Origin of the sequence: Streptococcus sp. GMD5S (assembly GCF_000298715.2) — a bacterium.
In the GTDB taxonomy this organism is placed as follows: domain Bacteria; phylum Bacillota; class Bacilli; order Lactobacillales; family Streptococcaceae; genus Streptococcus.
The window spans coordinates 22,615-43,058 of record NZ_AJRG02000016.1 but is presented as its reverse complement, the minus strand read 5'-3'; the positions used below and the strand labels follow the sequence as shown (position 1 = coordinate 43,058).

At 41.4% G+C, this 20,444-nt stretch carries 20 protein-coding genes and 1 tRNA gene; 1 reads left to right on the top strand and 20 read right to left on the bottom strand.

Translation table 11 applies throughout. The annotated features are described in order from the left end of the window. Nucleotides 1-55 precede the first annotated feature (55 nt). From GMD5S_RS0207880 to pbp2a, 6 genes are all read right to left on the bottom strand, one after another. Nucleotides 56-127, bottom strand: a tRNA-Glu gene (locus tag GMD5S_RS0207880). 64 nt (nt 128-191) lie between these two features. Then, a complete protein-coding gene (locus tag GMD5S_RS0207875; RefSeq protein WP_001049305.1) occupies nt 192-665 on the bottom strand; it encodes a hypothetical protein in 474 nt (157 codons plus the stop codon). A 120-nt stretch (nt 666-785) separates the two neighbouring features. Next, nucleotides 786-1,322: a transcription termination/antitermination protein NusG gene (gene nusG / locus GMD5S_RS0207870; protein ID WP_000376732.1), complete on the bottom strand. Its 537-nt coding sequence runs from the start codon at nt 1,320-1,322 to the stop codon at nt 786-788. Nucleotides 1,323-1,380: 58 nt separating this feature from the next. After that, nucleotides 1,381-1,557 (bottom strand): preprotein translocase subunit SecE, encoded by a 177-nt coding sequence (gene secE / locus GMD5S_RS0207865; protein WP_000505776.1) that lies wholly within the window; start codon nt 1,555-1,557, stop codon nt 1,381-1,383. Nucleotides 1,558-1,566: 9 nt separating this feature from the next. Continuing rightward, complete coding sequence (rpmG, locus tag GMD5S_RS10260) at nt 1,567-1,719, bottom strand: 50S ribosomal protein L33 (RefSeq protein ID WP_001809375.1); 153 nt, start codon at nt 1,717-1,719, stop codon at nt 1,567-1,569. 52 nt (nt 1,720-1,771) lie between these two features. Then, on the bottom strand, nt 1,772-3,967 hold the full coding sequence (gene pbp2a, locus GMD5S_RS0207860) for a penicillin-binding protein PBP2A (protein ID WP_000762641.1): 2,196 nt from the start codon (nt 3,965-3,967) through the stop codon (nt 1,772-1,774). A gap of 86 nt (nt 3,968-4,053) precedes the next feature. On the opposite strand from pbp2a, the gene GMD5S_RS0207855 reads away from it, so the two are divergent. Further along, nucleotides 4,054-4,929, top strand: a complete 876-nt coding sequence (locus GMD5S_RS0207855) for an RluA family pseudouridine synthase (protein WP_001160826.1) — start codon at nt 4,054-4,056, stop codon at nt 4,927-4,929. 75 nt (nt 4,930-5,004) lie between these two features. Here the strand turns inward: GMD5S_RS0207855 and gap are convergent, their stop codons facing one another. From gap to GMD5S_RS0207785, 14 genes are all read right to left on the bottom strand, one after another. Further along, nucleotides 5,005-6,012 carry a type I glyceraldehyde-3-phosphate dehydrogenase gene (gene gap / locus GMD5S_RS0207850; protein ID WP_000260682.1) on the bottom strand — a complete coding sequence of 336 codons (1,008 nt, stop codon included), beginning with the start codon at nt 6,010-6,012 and terminating at the stop codon, nt 5,005-5,007. A 318-nt stretch (nt 6,013-6,330) separates the two neighbouring features. Then, on the bottom strand, nt 6,331-8,982 hold the full coding sequence (adhE, locus tag GMD5S_RS0207845) for a bifunctional acetaldehyde-CoA/alcohol dehydrogenase (protein WP_000763999.1): 2,652 nt from the start codon (nt 8,980-8,982) through the stop codon (nt 6,331-6,333). A gap of 294 nt (nt 8,983-9,276) precedes the next feature. Next, nucleotides 9,277-9,690, bottom strand: coding sequence for an MORN repeat-containing protein (locus tag GMD5S_RS0207840; RefSeq protein WP_000413194.1), 414 nt, complete (start codon nt 9,688-9,690; stop codon nt 9,277-9,279). Continuing rightward, nucleotides 9,677-10,120, bottom strand: coding sequence for a low molecular weight protein-tyrosine-phosphatase (locus tag GMD5S_RS0207835; protein ID WP_016893828.1), 444 nt, complete (start codon nt 10,118-10,120; stop codon nt 9,677-9,679). Before GMD5S_RS0207835 ends, GMD5S_RS0207840 begins: the two co-directional genes overlap by 14 nt. A 47-nt stretch (nt 10,121-10,167) precedes the next feature. Beyond that, the gene (yajC, locus tag GMD5S_RS0207830) at nt 10,168-10,488 is read right to left on the bottom strand and encodes a preprotein translocase subunit YajC (protein WP_000371435.1); all 321 of its coding nucleotides are present in this window, start codon (nt 10,486-10,488) and stop codon (nt 10,168-10,170) included. Between the two features lie 118 nt (nt 10,489-10,606). Beyond that, complete coding sequence (gene tkt, locus GMD5S_RS0207825) at nt 10,607-12,583, bottom strand: transketolase (protein WP_000067899.1); 1,977 nt, start codon at nt 12,581-12,583, stop codon at nt 10,607-10,609. 127 nt (nt 12,584-12,710) lie between these two features. After that, nucleotides 12,711-13,802, bottom strand: a complete 1,092-nt coding sequence (gene ulaG / locus GMD5S_RS0207820) for an L-ascorbate 6-phosphate lactonase (RefSeq protein ID WP_001134225.1) — start codon at nt 13,800-13,802, stop codon at nt 12,711-12,713. Between the two features lie 116 nt (nt 13,803-13,918). Then, on the bottom strand, nt 13,919-15,592 hold the full coding sequence (locus GMD5S_RS0207815; RefSeq protein ID WP_000242142.1) for a BglG family transcription antiterminator: 1,674 nt from the start codon (nt 15,590-15,592) through the stop codon (nt 13,919-13,921). A 167-nt stretch (nt 15,593-15,759) separates the two neighbouring features. Then, a complete protein-coding gene (locus GMD5S_RS0207810) occupies nt 15,760-16,464 on the bottom strand; it encodes an L-ribulose-5-phosphate 4-epimerase (protein ID WP_001077565.1) in 705 nt (234 codons plus the stop codon). A gap of 1 nt (nt 16,465) precedes the next feature. Continuing rightward, entirely contained in the window at nt 16,466-17,329 is an 864-nt protein-coding gene (locus tag GMD5S_RS0207805) for an L-ribulose-5-phosphate 3-epimerase (RefSeq protein ID WP_000113588.1), read from the bottom strand. 3 nt (nt 17,330-17,332) lie between these two features. Further along, on the bottom strand, nt 17,333-17,998 hold the full coding sequence (locus tag GMD5S_RS0207800; RefSeq protein ID WP_000166723.1) for a 3-keto-L-gulonate-6-phosphate decarboxylase UlaD: 666 nt from the start codon (nt 17,996-17,998) through the stop codon (nt 17,333-17,335). Nucleotides 17,999-18,012: 14 nt separating this feature from the next. Next, nucleotides 18,013-18,498: a PTS sugar transporter subunit IIA gene (locus GMD5S_RS0207795; RefSeq protein ID WP_001049934.1), complete on the bottom strand. Its 486-nt coding sequence runs from the start codon at nt 18,496-18,498 to the stop codon at nt 18,013-18,015. A 76-nt stretch (nt 18,499-18,574) separates the two neighbouring features. Further along, nucleotides 18,575-18,853 carry a PTS sugar transporter subunit IIB gene (locus GMD5S_RS0207790; RefSeq protein ID WP_000241470.1) on the bottom strand — a complete coding sequence of 93 codons (279 nt, stop codon included), beginning with the start codon at nt 18,851-18,853 and terminating at the stop codon, nt 18,575-18,577. 22 nt (nt 18,854-18,875) lie between these two features. After that, nucleotides 18,876-20,333: a PTS ascorbate transporter subunit IIC gene (locus tag GMD5S_RS0207785; RefSeq protein WP_000452078.1), complete on the bottom strand. Its 1,458-nt coding sequence runs from the start codon at nt 20,331-20,333 to the stop codon at nt 18,876-18,878. Between the last annotated feature and the right edge of the window lie 111 nt (nt 20,334-20,444).

Genomic DNA, 20,444 nt, shown 5'->3' with positions numbered 1-20,444 from the left:
CTCTGTCAACAGATTTTTTAAACTTTTTTCAAGTTTTTTTAACCGCAATACACCATAGTCCGTACGGGATTCGAACCCGTGTTACCGCCGTGAAAAGGCGGTGTCTTAACCCCTTGACCAACGGACCTTGAGCTTTTCAACTCTTTCTATTATACCTACTTTTCCGCCTTTGTCAAGGACTTTTTTCCTCTTTATCGAAATTCTGAAAAGATAAGGGAAAGTTCTCTCAGGAGAGCTTTACGTCCTCTAAAGACTTCTCCTCCCATTAGACGGTCTATTAATTCTTGTTTTTCCATACTCTGCTTTGATTTGTAATTCTTTAGAAGTTCGTGAAAGAGATAATAATCGTCCAGCCTGAGTCCTTTCTCTCCTAGACGATGGCTAATCTCACTCACCTCTTCATAGGGTTCTTTGTCAAAACGGCGCTTGTGGCTTTCCTGTTTACGGATGTAATCTAGGATACGATTTCTAAACTTTGTTTTAAAGCAGACATAAAGTCGATGGCGCTCCCCCTCTAGTAACTCTGGGTTGCAACTCACCAGCTCATACAGACATAACATGCCTTCCTGATCCCAGTCCTCTTTCTCCCACAGATGCAAATGATAATCTTTGCGACACTTATGGACGATTCCCTTGCTTTCTTCATATAAGTCTTTTAGATTCATAGACCTCTCCTTTCTGCATTTAGTTTAGCAAAATGCGCGAGTCCATGGGTCTACTTCCTCTGTTTTATACTTCTTCCTCCCTCAACGGCACATAAAAAGAGAGGCAAAGCCTCTCTGGGGTTATAATTCTGCAATTTGGTTGAGATTCACTTCTGCAATCGTATCATTACCAAACATAGAGATAATCATCTTCACTTTGTTGTTATCAATTTCAGTAATTTTACCTGTGTAGTCTGCAAAAGCGCCATCAATGATGCGGACTGTCTGGCCAACTTCAACATCAATATCGAACTCTTGAACAGTTTGTCCCATTGAAACCAGAATATCACGGATTTCTTGTTCCAAAAGTGGAGTTGGTTTTGATCTGTTACCGTGTGAGCCGACGAATCCTGTTACGTTAGGTGTGTTTCGAACGACGAACCATGCTTCATCGGTCATGACCATTTCTACAAGGACATAACCTGGAAAGCGATTCTCTTCAACTTCCTTTTTCTTTCCATTTTTCTCAACTTGCACGGTTTGTGTTGGAATCTCAACACGTAGAATATTATCCAACATGTTATATGTTTGCGCACGTTGCAATAGATTTTCTTTTACCTTATTTTCATAGCCAGAATAAGTTTGTAGAACAAACCATCCCTTGTCAAAACTATCCATGATATTTCCTTTCATACATATGATAGAAGAAAGTTAGCAGAACTTCTCCACTTTTCTTCTAAAAAATGTTAATAAATCGAATCAAACCTGATACAATCAACTGGTCAAAAATGTAAATGATGACCACAAAGAAGGCTGTGTATTCCATAATAGAGCGAAAATCTCTCCAGCTTTCTTTGCGAGTTGGCCAAGTTGTTTCTTTAAGAAGTTTAAAAATATCCTTAATAAAGCCCATCGTTCTCTCCTATCTCGTTTCTCTATGTGTCGTATATTTTCCACAATGTTTACAAAATTTATTTACTTCTAGTCGTGTTGGCTTGGGGTTCCCACTAATTTTGATTGAATAATTCCTTGAACCACAAACTGCACAAGCTAGGCTTGCTTTTTTTAGTGCCATAACGCCTCCATCTTATCTATTATAACAAGAAACCTAGGCTTTGACAAGCCTCTTAACGAAATAGATTAAGGATTGAGTCCCATATTGTCTGGGCTTTTTCTTTTATTTTAGCTTCTGAAATCGCACGACCTGCTTCATCTACAAGATTTTGTGCACGACTACGAATATCTCCTATTGGGTCCTCAGACTGGTTTGTCTCATTTTCAACAACCTGCTTTTTCGTATTTTCTGGTTCAATACCATTTTGTTTATAAGCATTCTCAACTGTAAAAGTGCTACCTGTAGTGTAAGGTAAAATGGTATTAGCCATACTTCTAAAGACATGGGCTGCTCCATTGGAGGTCGAACCTGCTAGATAATGGTTCTCATCTGTTGTTGGGAAACCGAGCCAGTGGCTGATTACCACATCCGGAGTATAGCCGATCACCCACTGGTCACTTGTATATTCTGGGTTGAAAACAGCTTCAGTCGTACCTGTTTTACCAGCCATAACATAATCTGCCGGTGACGAACTAATTCCTGTACCATTGGTAAATGTTCCTAGCATCATGCTGGTCATTTTATCGGCTACCGACTTATCAATCACTCGTTTTTGGGAGTTTTTATGACTCTTGATGATCTGGCCGCTGGCATTTTCAATACGAGTGATGAAATGTGCTTCAGGCATCAAACCTCCATTAGCAAAGGCTGCATAGGCTTGCGCCATCTGGAGAGGATTCGTTTCCACACCTCCACCAAGAGCAACTCCAAGAACTCGGTCAACTTTTTCCATATTCAGACCAAATCTCTCCCCAGCGTCAAAAGCTTTGTCAATACCTAATTCATTTACAGTCGCAACAGCTGGCAGGTTGAGTGATTCCGCCAAGGCCTGATACATAGGTACTTCTGGAGATGTCTTAATACCCGCATAGTTATCTACTTGATAACTGTTGTACTGCATCGTATGATTATCCAGTTGCTTGTTCAAGGCCCATCCTGCTTCTACTGCGGGTGTATAAACGACTAAAGGTTTAATGGTTGAGCCTGGGCTACGCTTAGACTGAGTGGCATAGTTGAAATTGCGAAAGCCTGGTTTGTCATCACCAGCTACACGACCAACAACTCCACGCACTCCACCTGTTTTAGGCTCTAGAGCAACACTACCTGATTCGGCATGCGTTCCGTCTTCTGCTATTGGAAATAGCGCAGTGTTTTCATAAATAACCTGCATGTTTGCTTGGTAGTTTTGGTCAAGCTCTGTGTAGATTCGATAGCCATTGTTGACAATCTCTTCTTCTGTGAGATTGTACTTGGAAACCGCTTCGTTGACAACAGCATCAAAATAGGACGGGTAACGATAATCCGAAACTTTGCCTTCATACTTATCTTGCAGTTGAGAAGCCATATCTACTCCAGCCGCTTCGGTTTCTTGATTTTTATCAATATAGCCCGCTGCAACCATATTTTGCAAAACAGTATCCCTACGGTTGGTCGAAGTTTCAACAGAATTTAATGGATTATACAATTCTGGTCCCTTGAGCATCCCTGCTAGAGTGGCCGCCTGATCAAGCGTTAGCTGTGAAGCTGATACACCGAAATATTTCTTACTTGCATCTTCAACACCCCATACCCCATTTCCAAAGTAGGCGTTATTGAGGTACATAGTAAGGATTTGCTCCTTGCTGTATTTCTTTGTCAACTCTAAGGCAAGGAAAAACTCCTTGGCCTTCCGTTCAACGGTTTGGTCCTGAGAAAGATAGGCATTTTTCGCCAACTGTTGAGTGATGGTAGACCCCCCTCCAGAACGACCCGCTGTAAGGATGGCTAGAAAGAAACGACCGTAGTTAATCCCATCATTTTTATAAAAGGAACGGTCCTCTGTCGCGACGACAGCATTCTGCAAGTCTTTACTGATATCTGTCAGTTCAACATAGGTTCCCTTTTGACCTGATAGGGCGCCTGCCTCTTTTTCTTCGCGGTCAAAAATCAGAGTTCGTGTTTTCAAGGCATTTTGCAAATCATTAACATTGGTAGATTTGGCTATGGCAAATAGGTAGGTTCCTACTAGCAAACCTGCACTTAACCCTAAAATGATGACGATTTTTGTCAGATGGTAACGACGCCAAAATTTCCGAATCGGACCTACATGGCCTAGTTTTTTTCTATCGCTCCGAGAACGACGCATACTAGTAGAATCAGACTCTGCTGATTCACTCGTTTCTTTTTTAAAGAGAGAAAGAAACTTCTCAAATAATTTATCTAATTTCATGCGTTTATTTTATCATCTTCACCATAGGAACTCAAGAATTTAGCTATTCCCTATCCAAATAGGGCTTTTTTTGTTACAATATCTGTATGCAATTCACATTTACATTACCCGAATCCTTGCCTCAAATGACGGTCAAACAATTCCTAGAGGAACAACTCCTCATCCCTAGAAAGATCCGCCATTTCTTGAGAACAAAAAAGAACATCTTAATTAACCACAAAGAAGTTCACTGGAACGAGATGGTCAAACCAGGAGACGTTTGCCAGTTGACTTTTGACGAGGAAGATTATCCCAAAAAAGAAATCCTTTGGGGAAATCCAGACCTCGTTCAAGAGGTTTATCAAGACCAACATCTCATTATCGTTAACAAGCCAGAGGGAATGAAAACTCATGGAAATCAACCTGATGAAATTGCCCTTCTCAACCATGTCTCTGCCTACATTGGTCAAACCTGCTATGTCGTTCATCGCCTGGATATGGAAACAAGCGGTTTAGTGCTTTTTGCTAAAAATCCTTTTATCCTACCCATTCTCAATCGTTTGTTGGAGAAGAAGGAAATTGCTCGCGAGTACTGGGCACTCGTAAAGGGGCAAGTGGGGAACAAAGAACTTATCTTCCGAGATAAAATTGGTCGTGATCGACACGATCGCAGAAAACGAGTGGTAGATCCCAAAAAGGGGCAACATGCCGAAACCCAGGTAAGCCGACTAAAGCAATTTCCAAATCAGACTACCCTTGTCCGTTGCAAACTAAAGACCGGTCGAACGCATCAAATCCGTGTTCACCTTTCTCACCATAAGCACCCTATCCTAGGCGATCCTCTCTATAATAGTAAATCAAAGACAAATCGGCTTATGCTCCACGCCTTTCGACTTTCCTTTACCCATCCACTCACCTTAGAACAATTGAGTTTTACTGCCCTCTCGGATACTTTCGAAACAGAATTAAAACAAAATGGATGACACTATCATCCATTTTGTTTTATCTAAAAATAGAAAAAGCAAGACCGGAAGGCCTTGCTTTTATCGACTCAAGAATTATTTAGCGATTTTTGCAAAGTATTCAAGAGTACGTACAAGTTGTGCAGTGTATGACATTTCGTTGTCGTACCATGATACAACTTTAACCAATTGTTTACCATCAACGTCAAGAACTTTAGTTTGAGTTGCGTCAAACAATGAACCGTAAGACATACCTACGATATCTGAAGATACGATTGGATCTTCTGTGTAACCGTATGATTCGTTTGAAGCTGCTTTCATAGCTGCGTTTACTTCATCAACAGTAACGTTCTTTTCAAGAACTGCTACCAATTCAGTAACTGATCCAGTTGGAGTTGGAACGCGTTGTGCAGATCCGTCAAGTTTACCGTTCAATTCTGGGATTACAAGACCGATAGCTTTAGCAGCACCAGTTGAGTTAGGAACGATGTTTGCAGCACCAGCGCGAGCACGGCGAAGGTCACCACCACGGTGTGGTCCGTCAAGGATCATTTGGTCACCAGTGTAAGCATGGATAGTAGTCATCAATCCTTCTACAACACCGAAGTTGTCTTGAAGAGCTTTAGCCATTGGAGCCAAGCAGTTTGTAGTACATGAAGCACCTGAGATAACTGTTTCAGTACCGTCAAGAACATCGTGGTTAGTGTTAAATACAACTGTTTTAACGTCGTTTCCACCAGGAGCAGTGATAACAACTTTCTTAGCTCCACCTTTAAGGTGTTTTTCAGCTGCATCTTTCTTAGCAAAGAAACCAGTTGCTTCAAGAACGATTTCTACACCGTCAGTAGCCCAGTCGATTTGTTCTGGATCACGTTCAGCAGAAACTTTAACGAATTTACCGTTAACTTCGAATCCACCTTCTTTAACTTCTACAGTACCGTCGAAACGACCTTGAGTTGTGTCGTATTTCAACAAGTGTGCAAGCATAACTGGATCTGTAAGGTCGTTGATGCGAGTAACTTCAACACCTTCTACGTTTTGGATACGGCGGAAAGCAAGACGACCGATACGGCCGAAACCGTTAATACCAACTTTAACTACCATTAGTGATTTCCTCCTTATGAAAATCATGAAAATTTTATTGTGAAAAGAGTAACTTGAATCACTACAAATCACCTTTCAACAAACCTATTATATAACTATTTGAGTTTAATTGCAAGTACGGGCGTTGATTTTCTCTCCCCCTTTTCTACTTTTTCTCCCCCTTTTTATTCATCCATTTTTTTATTTTCAAAGCATATCTCTAGAATCTTTTATAATATCTGTATATTCTCTTTATTTCAAGGTGAAACTCCAATTTCAACTCTTTCAGAGTTTACAAAAAAGAGACAGGATATTTCCTGCCTCTAGGCTGATAAACGATTATTTACGACGTCCTGGTCGTTCTGCATAACCATAGTAAGCATCTGCCATGATTTCTTCCATGTCAGCTACCATTGGCAAGCGAGGGTTAGCAGGTGAACATTGGTCTTCATAAGCAAGTAAGGCAATTTCATGCAAGCTGTCTTTCCAAGCTTTTTCATCGATTCCAAAGCCTTTGAAGTTCATTGTGATTCCAACTGCTTCACCAAGATCGTAAACTGCTTTGGCATAAGCTTCAACCGCTTCTTCTGGAGTTGAGTGAGGCAATCCAAGCATTCTAGCAATATCTTGGAATTTTTCGTCAGCTTTCCAGTAGTTATACTTAGGCCATGTAGTCGTCTTAGATGGGCGAGTACCATTGTAACGGATAACGTATGGAAGCAAGATTGCGTTTGTACGTCCGTGAACAGTATGGTGAACCGCACCGATCTTGTGGGCCATTGAGTGGCTCATACCAAGGAAGGCATTGGCAAAGGCCATACCAGCCATTGTAGATGCATTGTGCATTTTTTCGCGAGCTTCTGGATCAGCTGTCTTAACAGATTTTTCCAACCATTCAAAGACAAGTTTGATTGTTTGAAGGGCGATACCGTCTGTATAGTCGTTAGCGAAGTTTGAAGTGTATGCTTCAGTCGCGTGAGTCAAGACGTCCATACCTGTATCCGCAGCGATGAAGTCTGGAACTGACTCAACCAAAGCAGGGTCAACAATCGCAATAGTTGGTGTCAATGAGTAGTCAGCCAATGGGTATTTACGATTGTTTTTCTTATCAGAGATAACGGCAAATGGTGTTACTTCTGAACCTGTACCTGAAGTTGTTGGAATACCTATGTATTTCGCTTTTTTACCAAGTGATGGGAAGCGGAAGGCACGTTTACGGATGTCCATGAATTTTTGAACCAAGTCACGGAAGTCGATTTGTGGTTGTTCGTAGAAGAGCCACATTACTTTCGCTGCATCCATTGGAGAACCACCACCAAGAGCGATGATTGTGTCTGGTTCAAATGCTCTCATTACTTCAGTACCACGTTCTACAGTTGTGATATCTGGGTCTGGTTCAACGTCTGAGAAGACTTGGACAGTTACACGGTTGCTGCGTTTGTTCAATTGGTCAATAATGCGTTGAACAAAACCAAGTTTTTCGATCGATTTGTCTGTAACAATCATAACGCGTTCAATATCTTCACATGTTTGAAGGTATTGGATAGAATTGCGTTCGAAGTAAATTTTTGAAGGAACTTTAAACCACTGCATATTATTTCTACGTTTCCCTACTTTCTTGATGTTTAGAAGGTTGATCGCACTCACGTTATCACCGACTGAGTTGTGTCCATATGAACCACATCCAAGTGTCAATGATGGAATGAAGGCATTGTATACGTCACCGATACCACCGAAAGTAGATGGAGAGTTCCAGATAATACGCATAGCTTTGATTTCTGTACCAAAGCGTTTAGCAAGCTCTTCGTCTTTTGTATGGATAGCTGCTGAGTGACCAAGTCCGTTAAACTCAACCATTTGACGAGCTTTTGTAAGACCATCTTCTGTGTCTTCAGCTTTTAGGACAGCAATAACTGGTGACAATTTCTCACGAGTCAATGGTTCTTTCGGTCCTACTTCTGCACATTCTGCAGCCAAGATGTTTGTTCCTTCTGGAACGCTAAATCCTGCTTGTTCAGCAATCCATGCTGCTGGTTTACCAACGATGTTTGCATTTAGTTTAGCACCTGCACAGTTTTTGCTATTAGCTTTTACACCGAAACAGAATTCTTCAAGAAGGGCTTTTTCTTTTTTGTTTACAAAGTAAGTGTGATATGATTTGAATTCTTCTACAAATTCGTCATATACTTCTTTATCAATGATAACGGCTTGTTCTGATGCACAGACCATCCCATTATCAAATGATTTAGACATAACGATGTCATGAGCAGCTTGACGAAGGTCAGCAGATTTTTCTACATAGGCAGGAACGTTTCCGGCACCTACCCCAAGAGCTGGTTTTCCACATGAGTATGCAGCTTTAACCATGGCATTCCCACCAGTTGCGAGGATAGTCGCAACACCTTCGTGGTTCATAAGCGCTCCAGTTGCTTCCATAGATGGCTTTGTAATCCATTGCACACAGTTCTCAGGAGCACCAGCTGCAATCGCTGCATCGCGAACGATTTGTGCTGCGTGAGCTGATGATTCTTGAGCAGATGGGTGGAAGGCAAAAACGATTGGGTTACGTGTTTTCAAAGCAATGAGTGATTTGAAAATCGCTGTTGAAGTTGGGTTTGTTGTCGGAGTGACACCACAGATTACCCCTACAGGCTCCGCAATCTTTGTCAAACCTGTAATTGGATCATCTTCAATAACTCCAACTGTTTTAACTCCACGCATATTGTTCACTACGTGTTCGCAGGCAAATAGGTTTTTTGTTGCCTTGTCTTCAAATACCCCACGGCCAGTTTCTTCAACTGCATGTTGTGCAAGGATACCATGTGCGTCAAGTGCTGCAACCGAAGCTTTTGCCACGATATAGTCAACTTGCTCTTGGTTCAACTTGCGCATTTCATCAAGCGCAACCAAGGCTTTTTTCACGAGACCATCGACATGCTTTTCAGCAGCAAGTTGTTTTTCCTCTGGTGTTACTGTTTTTTTATCAGCCATATTATCCTCCATAGCCTTTAAGGATGTTATCCTTTGTTAATTTTTTCACAAGTTTATTATAACTCTTTTTTTATGCTTTGTAAACAGTTTCATAAGCATTTCACAAAGAATTTTTCTGAGATTGTGATTTTTTTCTCAATGCATCTATACAATAGAGTTTTGTCTGGACGATTGTGAAATTATGGAAAAATTTTTTTATTTCACAAAGTTTTTCTAGTTGATAGTTAGTTCTCGAATTTAAGCGAAGAAAGCGTTTTCTTTTCAGACTTTGAAAATAGTCTCCTAACTTGGAGACTACTGTTTTTGCTGGAAAACGCCTTGTTTAAAGGTTCCTTCATAAACGACTTCTTGCTCTGTAGTCAACTTCCCTTGACCTTCAGCCTGACCATTTACAAAATCACCTTCGTATTTCCAGCCATCTTTTGATTGAAAAGTCCCTTTCCCATTAAAGGCTCCATTATTGAAATCACCTGTATATTGGTCTCCATTTTCAAAGGTCAGGGTTCCTTGACCATTCATTTTCCCACGTACCAAGGTGCCATCATAAACAAGAGCTCCACCATCAAGTGTCAAGACACCTTTTTTAGGCGTATTTAGCAGAAATACCGAAAGAGCACAGAGTACCATTACAACTACTGCAACGAGCTCTAACCTAGGACGAGTTAGGTAAACTCTACACTTCTCATAAAATTGTTTAAGCTTTTCCATTGTCACTCTCTTTTTCTAATCGATCTAGCCAGCTTTGACATCCACTTGTGATACGAGCATAGGTTTCCTCAAAATCTCCTGTATACCAAGGATCTGGGACATTTTCAGCCGCAAAAGAGTAGATCTTGTACTGTAGTTCCTGAGGACACATGTGACGCAGATCTGAAACGTTTGAAGCATCCATACCGATAATGTAATCGAACGATTCAAAGTCTTCCCTGCCAATCTGAAGCGATGTTTTATCTTTGTCATATGGAATCTGATATTGCTGGAAAATTCCTTGCGTTCCCTTGTGAATCGGATTGCCATGTTCCCATGATGACGTTGCCCGACTCTCGACGTGGTAATCGCTCGTCATGGACTTCATCACAAACTCTGCCATAGGGCTTCGGCAGATATTTCCTAGGCAAACAAATACTATTTTTTTCATCCCTTTTCCTCTCGTCTCATAGAAAAACGGGAGTGACAGGTCCCGTTTTATTCTTCGATTGCTCCGCCTTCGTCAACAACTGTTCCTTCTGGTGTCACAGCTTCTTTGAGTGGCAAAACGGTCTTAATCGCAGCCAATTCAAAAGTCAAATAAACGCCATCTACGTCCAGTACGATTGTACCTTTCTCAGTATCTACTTCATCCACTGTTCCGTAAAGTCCACCAATTGTAATGACTTCATAGCCTTTTTGAAGCTTGTTCAAGCTTTCCATACGCTTTTGCGCTTGTTTCTTTTGAGAACGTTGCATAAAGAACATCAAGGCGAACATACCTACAAGCATGATTAAGAAAGTAATATTTGGATCCATTGTTTTCTCCTTTGTATTTTACATAGGACTACTATATCAAATTTCAGCTACTTTTACAAGATTGTGCCTTGTTTTTATGGTTATAAAAAAATCAGAGTTTTCACTCTGATTTTTGTGATTATTTCAAGTTTTGAACGACGTTGACTAGATTTTCAACTGTAAATCCGTACTCTGCCAATACTTTTGGTGCTGGGGCAGATGCTCCAAAGGTATCAATACCGAGAACTGCACCATCAAGACCAACATATTTGTACCAGTTTTGAGTTGCACCCATTTCGACTGCAACACGACGGCGGACTGCATTTGGAAGGATTTCTTCCTTGTATGCTGCATCTTGTGCGTCAAAGACATCTGTAGATGGCATGCTGACTACGCGGACTTTCGCGCCTTGACTAGCCAATTCTTTGGCAGCTGCGACAGCGAGATTGACCTCTGAACCTGTTGCAATCAATATCGTATCAAAGTCAGCTGCATTTTCATAGACAATATAGGCACCTTTCGCAACTTTGTCAAAGTCTGTTCCTTCTTCGACAGTCAAGTTTTGACGTGTCAAGACAAGGGCAGTTGGTGTTTTTTCGCTTGTCACAGCAAGGTACCAAGCCGCTTGCGTTTCACGCGCATCTGCTGGGCGGAAAACATTGAGATTTGGCATAGCACGGAGACCTGCTAAGTGTTCAACTGGTTCGTGAGTTGGACCATCTTCACCAACTGCGATCGAATCGTGGGTAAAGACATAAGTCACAGGAAGTCCTTGCAAGGCTGACAAACGGACAGCTGCTTTCACATAGTCAGAGAAGACAAAGAAAGTACCACCGTATACACGAAGTCCACCATGAAGAGCCATCCCGTTCAAAATCGTTCCCATTGCAAATTCACGAACACCAAACTGAATGTTGCGGTTCAAGCGATTAGCGTCGTCTTGAAGTCCGTCCGTTTTGATATAAGTCATGTTTGAGTGAGCAAGGTCAGCTGATCCACCTAGGAAGGTTGGTAGCTTAGCTGCTACAACATTCAAGGCATCCTGACTCGAGTTACGAGTTGCTTGAGAAAATCCATTTTCTAAGGCTGGGAAGTCTGCTGGAGTCACCTCAACTGGGTCACGGCCGTCAATAATGGCTTCTACTTCTGCAGCCAGTTCTGGATGAGCCTCTTTATAGTCAGCAACTAATTTAGTCCAAGCTTGATAAGCTGATGCGCCACGATCTGCAACATTTTCTTTGAAATCAGCATAAACTTCAGCTGGAATTTCAAATGGTTCGTAGTCCCAACCAAGGGCTTGACGAGTTGCGGCAGTTTCATCTGCTCCAAGAGGAGCACCGTGTACAGCATTAGTTCCTTGTTTGTTTGGAGAACCGTATCCAATAACAGTCTTCACTTCAATCAAAGATGGTTTTCCTGAAGCTTTAGCTGTTTCGATAGCAGCATGAATAGCCTCAAGGTCTGTTCCATCTTCAACCAAGGCTGTGTGCCAACCGTAGGCATTGTAACGGTCACGAACACTTTCTGTGAAGGAATCTTTTGTCTCACCATCCAAGTTAATGTCATTTGAATCATAAAGAACAACCAACTTGTCGAGTTTTTGCAAACCTGCGTATGAGGCTGCCTCACTTGAGACACCTTCCATCAAGTCACCGTCTCCACAGATCACATAAGTATAGTGGTCAAAGATATTGAAGCCTTCGCGATTATACTTCGCTGCAAGGAAACGTTCTGCTTGGGCAAAACCAGTAGCAGTAGAAATCCCTTGTCCTAGAGGACCAGTTGTAGCATCAACCCCTGCAGTATGCCCAAATTCTGGGTGACCTGGTGTTTTTGAACCCCATTGGCGGAAGTTCTTGACTTCATCCATGCTAACATCTTCAAAACCAGAAAGGTGAAGAAGGGCATAGAGAAGCATAGAACCGTGTCCTGCTGAAAGAATAAAGCGATCGCGGTTGATCCAGTTTGGTTGAGCTGGATTGATACGAAGTTGCTTTGTAAAGAGGCTATAGGCCATAGGAGCAGCCCCCATAACCACCCCTGGGTGACCTGAGTTTGCTTTGTTGATGGCGTCAATACCTAGAAAACGAATTGCATTAACAGATAGATTTGACATAGAATTTCCTTTCTCTTTGAGGTGATTAATAAATCACACATCCTATTTTACTATTATATGAAAATTATCCGTATAGTGCAACATACGGATAACCTCCAGATAATAATTTACATCATTTGAACAGTTTTTATAGCAAAGCTTTGAATTGGATATTCGAATCTTGCTCGAAGCAATCATCAAATCCACGTGGGTGATGGTATTCTACTAGGTGCTGATCTTGAGGATAAGTGTACTTACCTCCTACTTCCCAGATAAATGGATGGAAGTTGTACTGCAAACGGTCTTTTCTCATCTTCCATAGTTCTAAAATTTCATTGGTTGAAGCCATAAAGTTTGACCAGATGTCATAGTGAACTGGGATAATGACTTTAGCACGCAGATTTTCTGCCATACGAAGAAGATCAATTGAAGTCATCTTGTCTTGGATACCAACTGGGTTTTCACCATAGTTGTTCAAAGCAACATCAATCTTAAAGTCTTTTCCGTGTTTCGCAAAGTAGTTTGAGAAGTGAGAGTCTGCACCGTGATAAATAGTACCACCTGGTGTTTCAAAAATATAGTTAACAGCTTTTTGAGCCATCTCTTCATCAGTAACAGTCAAACCTGCCAATTCTCCACCTGTTTCATCAGCACCGTTGACTGGCAAAGTTACCAAGCAAGTACGGTCAAAAGATTCCACAGCATGAATCTTCATGTCTTTGAGTTCAATGGTGTCACCTGGTTTAACTACAATAATGCGTTCTTTTGGCACTCCCCAGCCTTCCCAGATAAGTCCGCAATGGTAAGGTCCGATGAATTTAACATGTTCCAATTTTGGATTATTCAAAATAGCTGCGGCTGTATAAGGATCAATATGATCGCTATGGAAGTGGGAAACCAAGTAGTAGTCTAACTCATTGATTGCAAATGGGTCAATGACCATCGGTTGAACACGCAAGTTTGGTTGCAATTTACGTACACCTGCCATGTTAGCCATTTGGTGCCCACGGACCATATCTTTAACTTTTTTAGTAGATTTTCCGCGATTTGACCAAAGGTCCATCACAACGTTAGCACCACCAGGTGTCTTAATCCAAGTTCCACAGTTGCCTAGCCACCACATAGCAAAATTGCCTTCAGGAACGACTTCTTCTTCAATTTCTTCGTTGAGCCATGTTCCCCATTCTGGGAAAGTCGCTAGAATCCATGATTCTCTTGTAATTTCTTTTACGTTTGGCATTATGACATCCTCCATTTTTTGTTCAAGTTTTCATTTCATACTTAGTATAACACCCGCCCGAAAATTAAAAAAGACCAAGAAAAACACAGGTTTGTGTTCATCATTGGACTGTCATGTTATAACTCTTCAAAAAAGGACTGGATAAGTAATTCTTGATTTATCAGACTTTGAATCTCCTGCTGCAGTTTCGTTGCGGCACGCTTATCCGGTATATAAGTTGAAATAATGGTTGATAAATTTTCGCTGAAACTTCTGCCGTCTTTTCGAAAAACCTTGTTTTTCAGATAATCAACTATACGCAAGATATCCTCTGCCTCCAAGATAGGATTGACCTTTAAGACAGGGAAGCGACTCTCTAGTTCATCATTTGTTGTAATCACCAAATCCACCAAGGCAATATCCTCAACACTTTTAAACTGTTCTGTTGTGAAAACTGCCCCGATTTGTTCGTTGGGAAGATAGAAACGACATTGTTTGAGCAACAGTTTAGAAACCCCTACTCCTTCGTCACAAACCAGATAAATTTTTTTGGTGGCATTCTGCGAGGATGGAGTGTATTTCAAAAATCCACCAACGTGAATCGTCAGATAAGCAATCTCATCGTCCGTCAAGCGTACAAGCCAGGCTTCCTCCAAAATCTCGGCACATTTTTTGGTGATGATAAAGAGCTCGCTGTACTTGGAACGGATTTGCTTAGTAAGAGGATTTTTAGAAAAGATGCCATAGGTCTTTCTAAACAACAAAGCCTTACAGTGAATCAGCAGGTTACGTAACAAGTCTTCCTTGTTTTCGATTTCCATCTTGGTTTGTGATTCAAAATGCCAAATAAATTCCTCTAAAGTGACTTTCAGCTGGTGAAAGTCTTCGCTTTCCGCATGGACGTCTCTATCCTTTCTATAGGATAAAAGGAGAATGGCCAACAGAGAAATTTCGAGTTCCGATAAAGAAATTTCAAATGTCTCAAAAAGGCGCTCACTCAGCCTTTCAGATACTCTGTACTCTATTCTCTTACGAATCAAGGAAAAATCTTGATCAATATCCTGATGCTTTTCTTGATGACGCGTGATATTATCACAACTTAAAAGCAGATAAGGAAGCACTCGCAACATAAAGGTCACTTCATGATGATTTATTTTTTTCCCTAAATCCTGTTCAACCAGAGGGACTTGCTCCTTGAGAAATTGATGCATTTGTCTAGACAAAAGCAACTCTCCTTGGAATCTATCCTTTATCTTATCTTCAAGAATGGTAACAAAAGCTCCATTTCCTTCCATAAAGATATGGTATAAGAGCGATTGAAGATGCTGAATTTTATTTAAGGGGTGGGCGCTAAGATAATAACCTTGTGATTTACTTACTTGCAGGGTTACCTGATACTGTTCTAGGCTTAACTGGTAACGGATGGTATTGAGATCATTCAAAACGGTGTTCCGCGAAACTTCTGTTAATTCCATCAGTTTTTCGACAGTGATGCGTTCTTTGGAAATTCCAATCCAAAATAACATCATCTGCATGCGTTCTTCCCCGCTCATCACATATTCGTAGGAGTCAACTTCGGATAAAAGTTGCTGACAAGCAAGTCTCTGCTCCTCCGTTAAGTAGATACCAATACGAGGAAGGCTAACAAGGTGGTGTTCAGGATTGCCCAATGCATCATTAATTTTATCAACGTGATAATAGACCTTTCTCCTTGATTGACCCAAATCTTTGGAAATGGTCATAATCGTTTTGGGAGATTCTTGATCCAGGAGGTACATCAATAGCTCACAACTCGTTTTATCTAATACCATCTTATCCTCCTATTATTCGGGACCAATCAATCAAACAGTCTCCCTATCATAGCACTTTAATAAAAATATTTCAATGATAATATTTATCATTGGGCTCGTTTGCTTTTCAGGTTTATTGCAAAAGCGAGGCCTAGATACCTCCAAGCCTCTTTTCAATTGCCCGTTTTTTATTTTTGACCATAGTAGGCATTTGGTCCATGCTTTCTTTGGTAATGTTTTTCCAATATGTGCTGTGGTGCAGGTTCAACTCTTGGATTGATTTGCTCTGTGAAACGGTTCATCTTGGAAACTTCTTCGAGAACCACTGAATGGTAAACTGCATTTTCAGGGTTCTTGCCCCATGTGAATGGACCGTGGTTGCGAACGACAATCCCTGGTACTTCAACCGGATTGAGACCGCGACGTTCAAATTCTTCCAGAATGACCAAACCTGTATCCTTTTCATACGCTACTTCAACTTCATCCTGAGTCAAGCTACGAGCACAAGGAATTGGTCCATAAAAATAGTCGGCATGTGTAGTCCCATAAAATGGAATATCACGTCCCGCCTGTGCCCAACCCACTGCTTCTGTCGAGTGAGTATGAACCACACTACCAATGGTAGGCCAAGCTTTATATAATTCCACGTGAGTTGGTAGGTCGGAAGATGGTCTCAAATCACCTTCAAGTACCTTCCCATCCAAATCTGTCACCACCATGTTTTCAGGAGTCAATTTATCATAATCTACTCCCGATGGCTTGATAACAATCACGCCTAGCTCACGATTCACTTCTGAGACATTGCCCCATGTGAATTTAACCAAGCCGTGTTTAGGAAGAGATTGATTAGCTTCGCAGACACGCTTTCTCATATCATTGATTACTTGATTCATCTTACATCAAACCCGCTTTCTTTATTAATGGGTAGAGGAAATCTTGTGCTTCTTTGATAGCCACTTTGGTTTCTTCTACTGTTTCACAGTTTTCAGACCACATCTCGATTAGGAAAGGACCATTATAGTTGGTCTTTTTCAAAATATCAAAAGCTGCTTCCCAGTTGACGCAGCCAGTTCCAAAAGGAACATCTCGGAATTGTCCTTTTGAAGTTTCGGTCACGGGATAGGTATCCTTGAGGTGGAGGGCTGCAAGGGCATGGTGCCCGATATAAAATTCACTGTAAACGTCATTATGCCAAGCTGAGACATTACCAATATCTGGATAAACAAAAAGATAAGGTGAATCAATCTCTTTTTCAACAGCCAAGTACTTTTCAATGCTATTAATAAAAGGATCATCCATAATTTCAATAGCTAAGATGACCTGAGCTTCCTCCGCCCAGACACAAGCTTGTCTGAGGTTTTTGATGAAACGTTCACGTGTTTGAGGGGACTTTTCCTCATAATAAACGTCATAACCAGCTAACTGAATCGTACGAACTCCCAAATCCTGAGCTAGTTCGATACATTTTTTCATCAGTTCCAGCGATTTTTCTTCTAGAACTGGATCGTTTGAACCCATTGGATAGCGACGATGACCTGAAAAACAGATGGACGGAATTCGGATTCCTGTTTCATAGATGGCTTTCACGATTTCCAATCGTTCTTCCTTGCTCCAATCAAGACGAGCCAAACGTTCATCACGCTCGTCAATCGACATTTCAACAAAGTCGAAGCTCAATTCTTTTGCAAAATTCAAGCGTTCCAACCAAGTAAAATGCTTGGGTGTAGCTTTTTCATAGATTCCAATTGGACGTGCCATAAATTACCCCCAAATTCGTTTGATTTCGTCCTTAAAGGCACGTGCTGCGCCTGCTGGATCTGCTGCCTCGGTAATTCCGCGACCTGCGATAAAGGTAAAGACATCCACTCCTTCAAAGAGTTTGAGTGTGTCCACATCCAGTCCTCCCGTAACAGACACACGGAAGCCCATATCAATCAATTTTTTGACCTTGTTTAGATCTTTTTCGCCCCAAGTTTCCCCAGCAAGCAGGGCATCACGAGATTGGTGATAGATTGCTTGGGAAATTCCCGCATCAAGCCAGAGTTGAGCCTGTTCAAAAGTCCAGTCTCCATAAAGTTCGATTTGGATTTCACCTCTATCTCCACGTTCAGCTGTGATGGCTTTAAGAGCAGCTTCCATAGTCGGAATGGTTGCACAGCAGATACAAGTCATCCAGTCCGCTCCACGTACAGCATTATTCTTGGCAACCGTTCCACCAGCATCCGCACACTTGGTGTCTGCAACGATGATCTTATCTGGGAAAAGGCTACGCAAGACTTCTACTAATTCGCTCCCTACTTGAAGTAGGCAAACAGTACCAGCTTCGATGATATCCACTTCATGACCAACAGCTACAGCAGCCTTAATGGCGCCTTGCAAATCTGAATGGTCTAGTGCAACTTGTAAATTTGGTATTCTTTTTGTCATCTTCCTACTCCTTTTTAGCTTTCCAAGTCCAAGCCTTCGAGGTATGGACTATTTTTTGATTCTTCAATCATATCCAAAACTTCTTCTTTGCTCTGGCATCCTTGTAAGCGGGCAATGGAATCTTCCAACTCAAACAAGGCAATAATTTGTGGAATCGCTACACTTGTATGAATCTTTGAGCTTGTCGCAGCCAAAGCTAGTAAGACGGATACTTCTTTTCCATCTGAAAAAACAACTGATTTTTGCAAGGTAATCAGTGAAAAAGCATCCCGCTGAACACCTGCCTCTGGCCTAGCATGGGGCATAGCCATCCCTGGCATTAAAATATAGTAGGGACCATATTCTTCTGTTGACTCAATAATCGCATCATAGTACTCTGGTAAAATTGCGCCACTTTCAATCAAGGGTTCCACCGCTAACTTAACTGCTTCTTTCCAATCAGCCGCCTCAAGTCCCAATCGAATTGAATTATTTTCAATCAAAGCCTGTTTTAAATTCATAGTTGCCTCCTTTATGTAAAGAGGGACTAGGACAGAACCCAGTCTTCACAGTTTCTGTCCAGCCCCCTCCAACCTTCTATAGTGCCTGACTGAGTTTTTCAGTGATTTCTTTATCATCCATCAAGTTGTCAAGCCCAATTAACTTCCCATTTGTTCTCCCTTCCAATTCTTGGATCAGGTGAAGAGAGGCGATAACGATATCATAGCCAGCTGCCAAACTTTTAGCTTCGCCGACACTGCATGAGTTTACTGTAAAGTCTGTTTGGTTTAGCTTGCGGAGCGCATTTTCCACCTTCATCTTGATAACCATTGATGAACCCATACCATTTCCACATGCTGCTAATACTTTAACCATTTTATTTCTCCTTTTCTAAATTCTAAGCTTCTTCTTGTACTTCGCCGTTATAGTATTTTTCTTTATCTTTAGCTTTGGCAAATTGAATTTGAGGAATGACAAGCAAGAAGAGGCAAACAAGCACATAACCAATAATACCAAGGTATTTGAAGATGTAGCCAAATCCAAGCCATGGGAATTCAAAGTCGATATTTCCATGGTAACCACCATAAGCCGCCAAGTCGAGAAGGGCTACGCAAAGAGCACCAAGGGCAACTTGAAGTACACCTGAGATAAAGGACAAGATAACTGCCGCTTTCCAACCACCACGTTTATCAGCGTAAACGGCGATAGCTGCATTATCAAAGAATACCGGTACAAATCCTGTGATGATAAGGATAGGATTTTTGAAGACGATGAGTAGAACGATTGTAATCAATTGACCAATCAAACCAAAGGCAAAACCTGACAAAACAGCGTTTGGAGAGCCAAATCCATAAGAAGCTGCAACGTCCACCGCTGGGAATGAACCTGGCAAAAGCTTACTTGAGATACCTTGGAAGGCATTTGTCAACTCAGATACGAACATGCGGACACCTTGCATCAAGATAAACAAGTAAACTGAGAAGGTGAAGGCTGTTTGGATAATATACATGAAGAAGTCTTGCTTAGCAGGATTGAACAAGGTTCCTGAAGTGATTACTTCTTTATTTGACATGATTTCTGGTCCCAAGATCAAGAGAATAGCACCAAAGAAGACCAGCATCAAGGTCGCAGAGGCAACTACTGTATCATGAAAGATAGAGAGGAATTTAGGCAATTTAATATTGTCTAGACTTTCTTCCTTCTTACCAAAACGTCCTGCGATTTTATCTACAAACCAAATAGCAAATTGTTGTTGGTGACCAATCGCAAAGCCACCCCCACCAGTCAAACGTTGAGTTGCTTCAACAGTCATGTTTGAGCTAATTGCCCAGTAAAGTCCACAGATAATTCCGATAGCCGCTGTACCGTAAGCATTGCGCAATTGTGGAACCAAGAAGAGAACCATAAGAGAAACAGTTGCTGCTTGTTGCACCATGATATGCCCTGTGATAAAGAGAGTTCTCACTTTGGTGAGTTTACGGAAAGCCACTAGCAGAATATTGACCCCGAAACCGATCAAAAGGGCTGTTGTTGCAGTTCCGACAAAATCAGGAAACTCAGCTGCAATTTTGTTATTTGCGGCTGCTAGTCCAAAGTAAGGGTCGATAACTGCCGCACCAATTTGAAATTTAAAGTTGAGCGCTGCCAAGATCGGACGGAAAGTGGTAACCAAGCCTCCCGCACCAACGTTCAGCAACATATAACCAACTGTCGCTTTTACAAATCCTGAAAAGACTTCATGAGCTGGCTTTTTCAAAAGCGCATACCCAATTAGTACCAAGAGACCCACGAAAAATGCGGGATTCTGCAAAATATTGCTAGAAAACCAATTTAGAACACTTGAAATGACTTCCATAACTGTTCTCCTTTATTTGAATTGTTTTTGTAACTTTATTATATATTTTGAAAACACAAACAAAAAGACCAAGAATTACACAGCGGACTGTTCACTCTTGGACTGAACGAT

Coding starts and splice junctions, on each gene's coding strand:
- gap (WP_000260682.1), bottom strand. CDS start 6,012: ATGGTAGTTAAAGTTGGTATTAACGGTTTCGGCCGTATCGGTCGTCTT.
- GMD5S_RS0207855 (WP_001160826.1), top strand. CDS start 4,054: ATGCAATTCACATTTACATTACCCGAATCCTTGCCTCAAATGACGGTC.
- GMD5S_RS0207800 (WP_000166723.1), bottom strand. CDS start 17,998: ATGACAAAAAGAATACCAAATTTACAAGTTGCACTAGACCATTCAGAT.
- secE (WP_000505776.1), bottom strand. CDS start 1,557: ATGGGCTTTATTAAGGATATTTTTAAACTTCTTAAAGAAACAACTTGG.
- pbp2a (WP_000762641.1), bottom strand. CDS start 3,967: ATGAAATTAGATAAATTATTTGAGAAGTTTCTTTCTCTCTTTAAAAAA.
- tkt (WP_000067899.1), bottom strand. CDS start 12,583: ATGTCAAATCTATCTGTTAATGCAATTCGTTTTCTAGGTATTGACGCC.
- yajC (WP_000371435.1), bottom strand. CDS start 10,488: ATGGATCCAAATATTACTTTCTTAATCATGCTTGTAGGTATGTTCGCC.
- GMD5S_RS0207810 (WP_001077565.1), bottom strand. CDS start 16,464: ATGAATCAAGTAATCAATGATATGAGAAAGCGTGTCTGCGAAGCTAAT.
- GMD5S_RS0207805 (WP_000113588.1), bottom strand. CDS start 17,329: ATGGCACGTCCAATTGGAATCTATGAAAAAGCTACACCCAAGCATTTT.
- GMD5S_RS0207795 (WP_001049934.1), bottom strand. CDS start 18,498: ATGAATTTAAAACAGGCTTTGATTGAAAATAATTCAATTCGATTGGGA.
- ulaG (WP_001134225.1), bottom strand. CDS start 13,802: ATGCCAAACGTAAAAGAAATTACAAGAGAATCATGGATTCTAGCGACT.
- GMD5S_RS0207835 (WP_016893828.1), bottom strand. CDS start 10,120: ATGAAAAAAATAGTATTTGTTTGCCTAGGAAATATCTGCCGAAGCCCT.
- rpmG (WP_001809375.1), bottom strand. CDS start 1,719: ATGGCACTAAAAAAAGCAAGCCTAGCTTGTGCAGTTTGTGGTTCAAGG.
- GMD5S_RS0207790 (WP_000241470.1), bottom strand. CDS start 18,853: ATGGTTAAAGTATTAGCAGCATGTGGAAATGGTATGGGTTCATCAATG.
- GMD5S_RS0207875 (WP_001049305.1), bottom strand. CDS start 665: ATGAATCTAAAAGACTTATATGAAGAAAGCAAGGGAATCGTCCATAAG.
- adhE (WP_000763999.1), bottom strand. CDS start 8,982: ATGGCTGATAAAAAAACAGTAACACCAGAGGAAAAACAACTTGCTGCT.
- GMD5S_RS0207815 (WP_000242142.1), bottom strand. CDS start 15,592: ATGGTATTAGATAAAACGAGTTGTGAGCTATTGATGTACCTCCTGGAT.
- nusG (WP_000376732.1), bottom strand. CDS start 1,322: ATGGATAGTTTTGACAAGGGATGGTTTGTTCTACAAACTTATTCTGGC.
- GMD5S_RS0207840 (WP_000413194.1), bottom strand. CDS start 9,690: ATGGAAAAGCTTAAACAATTTTATGAGAAGTGTAGAGTTTACCTAACT.
- GMD5S_RS0207785 (WP_000452078.1), bottom strand. CDS start 20,333: ATGGAAGTCATTTCAAGTGTTCTAAATTGGTTTTCTAGCAATATTTTG.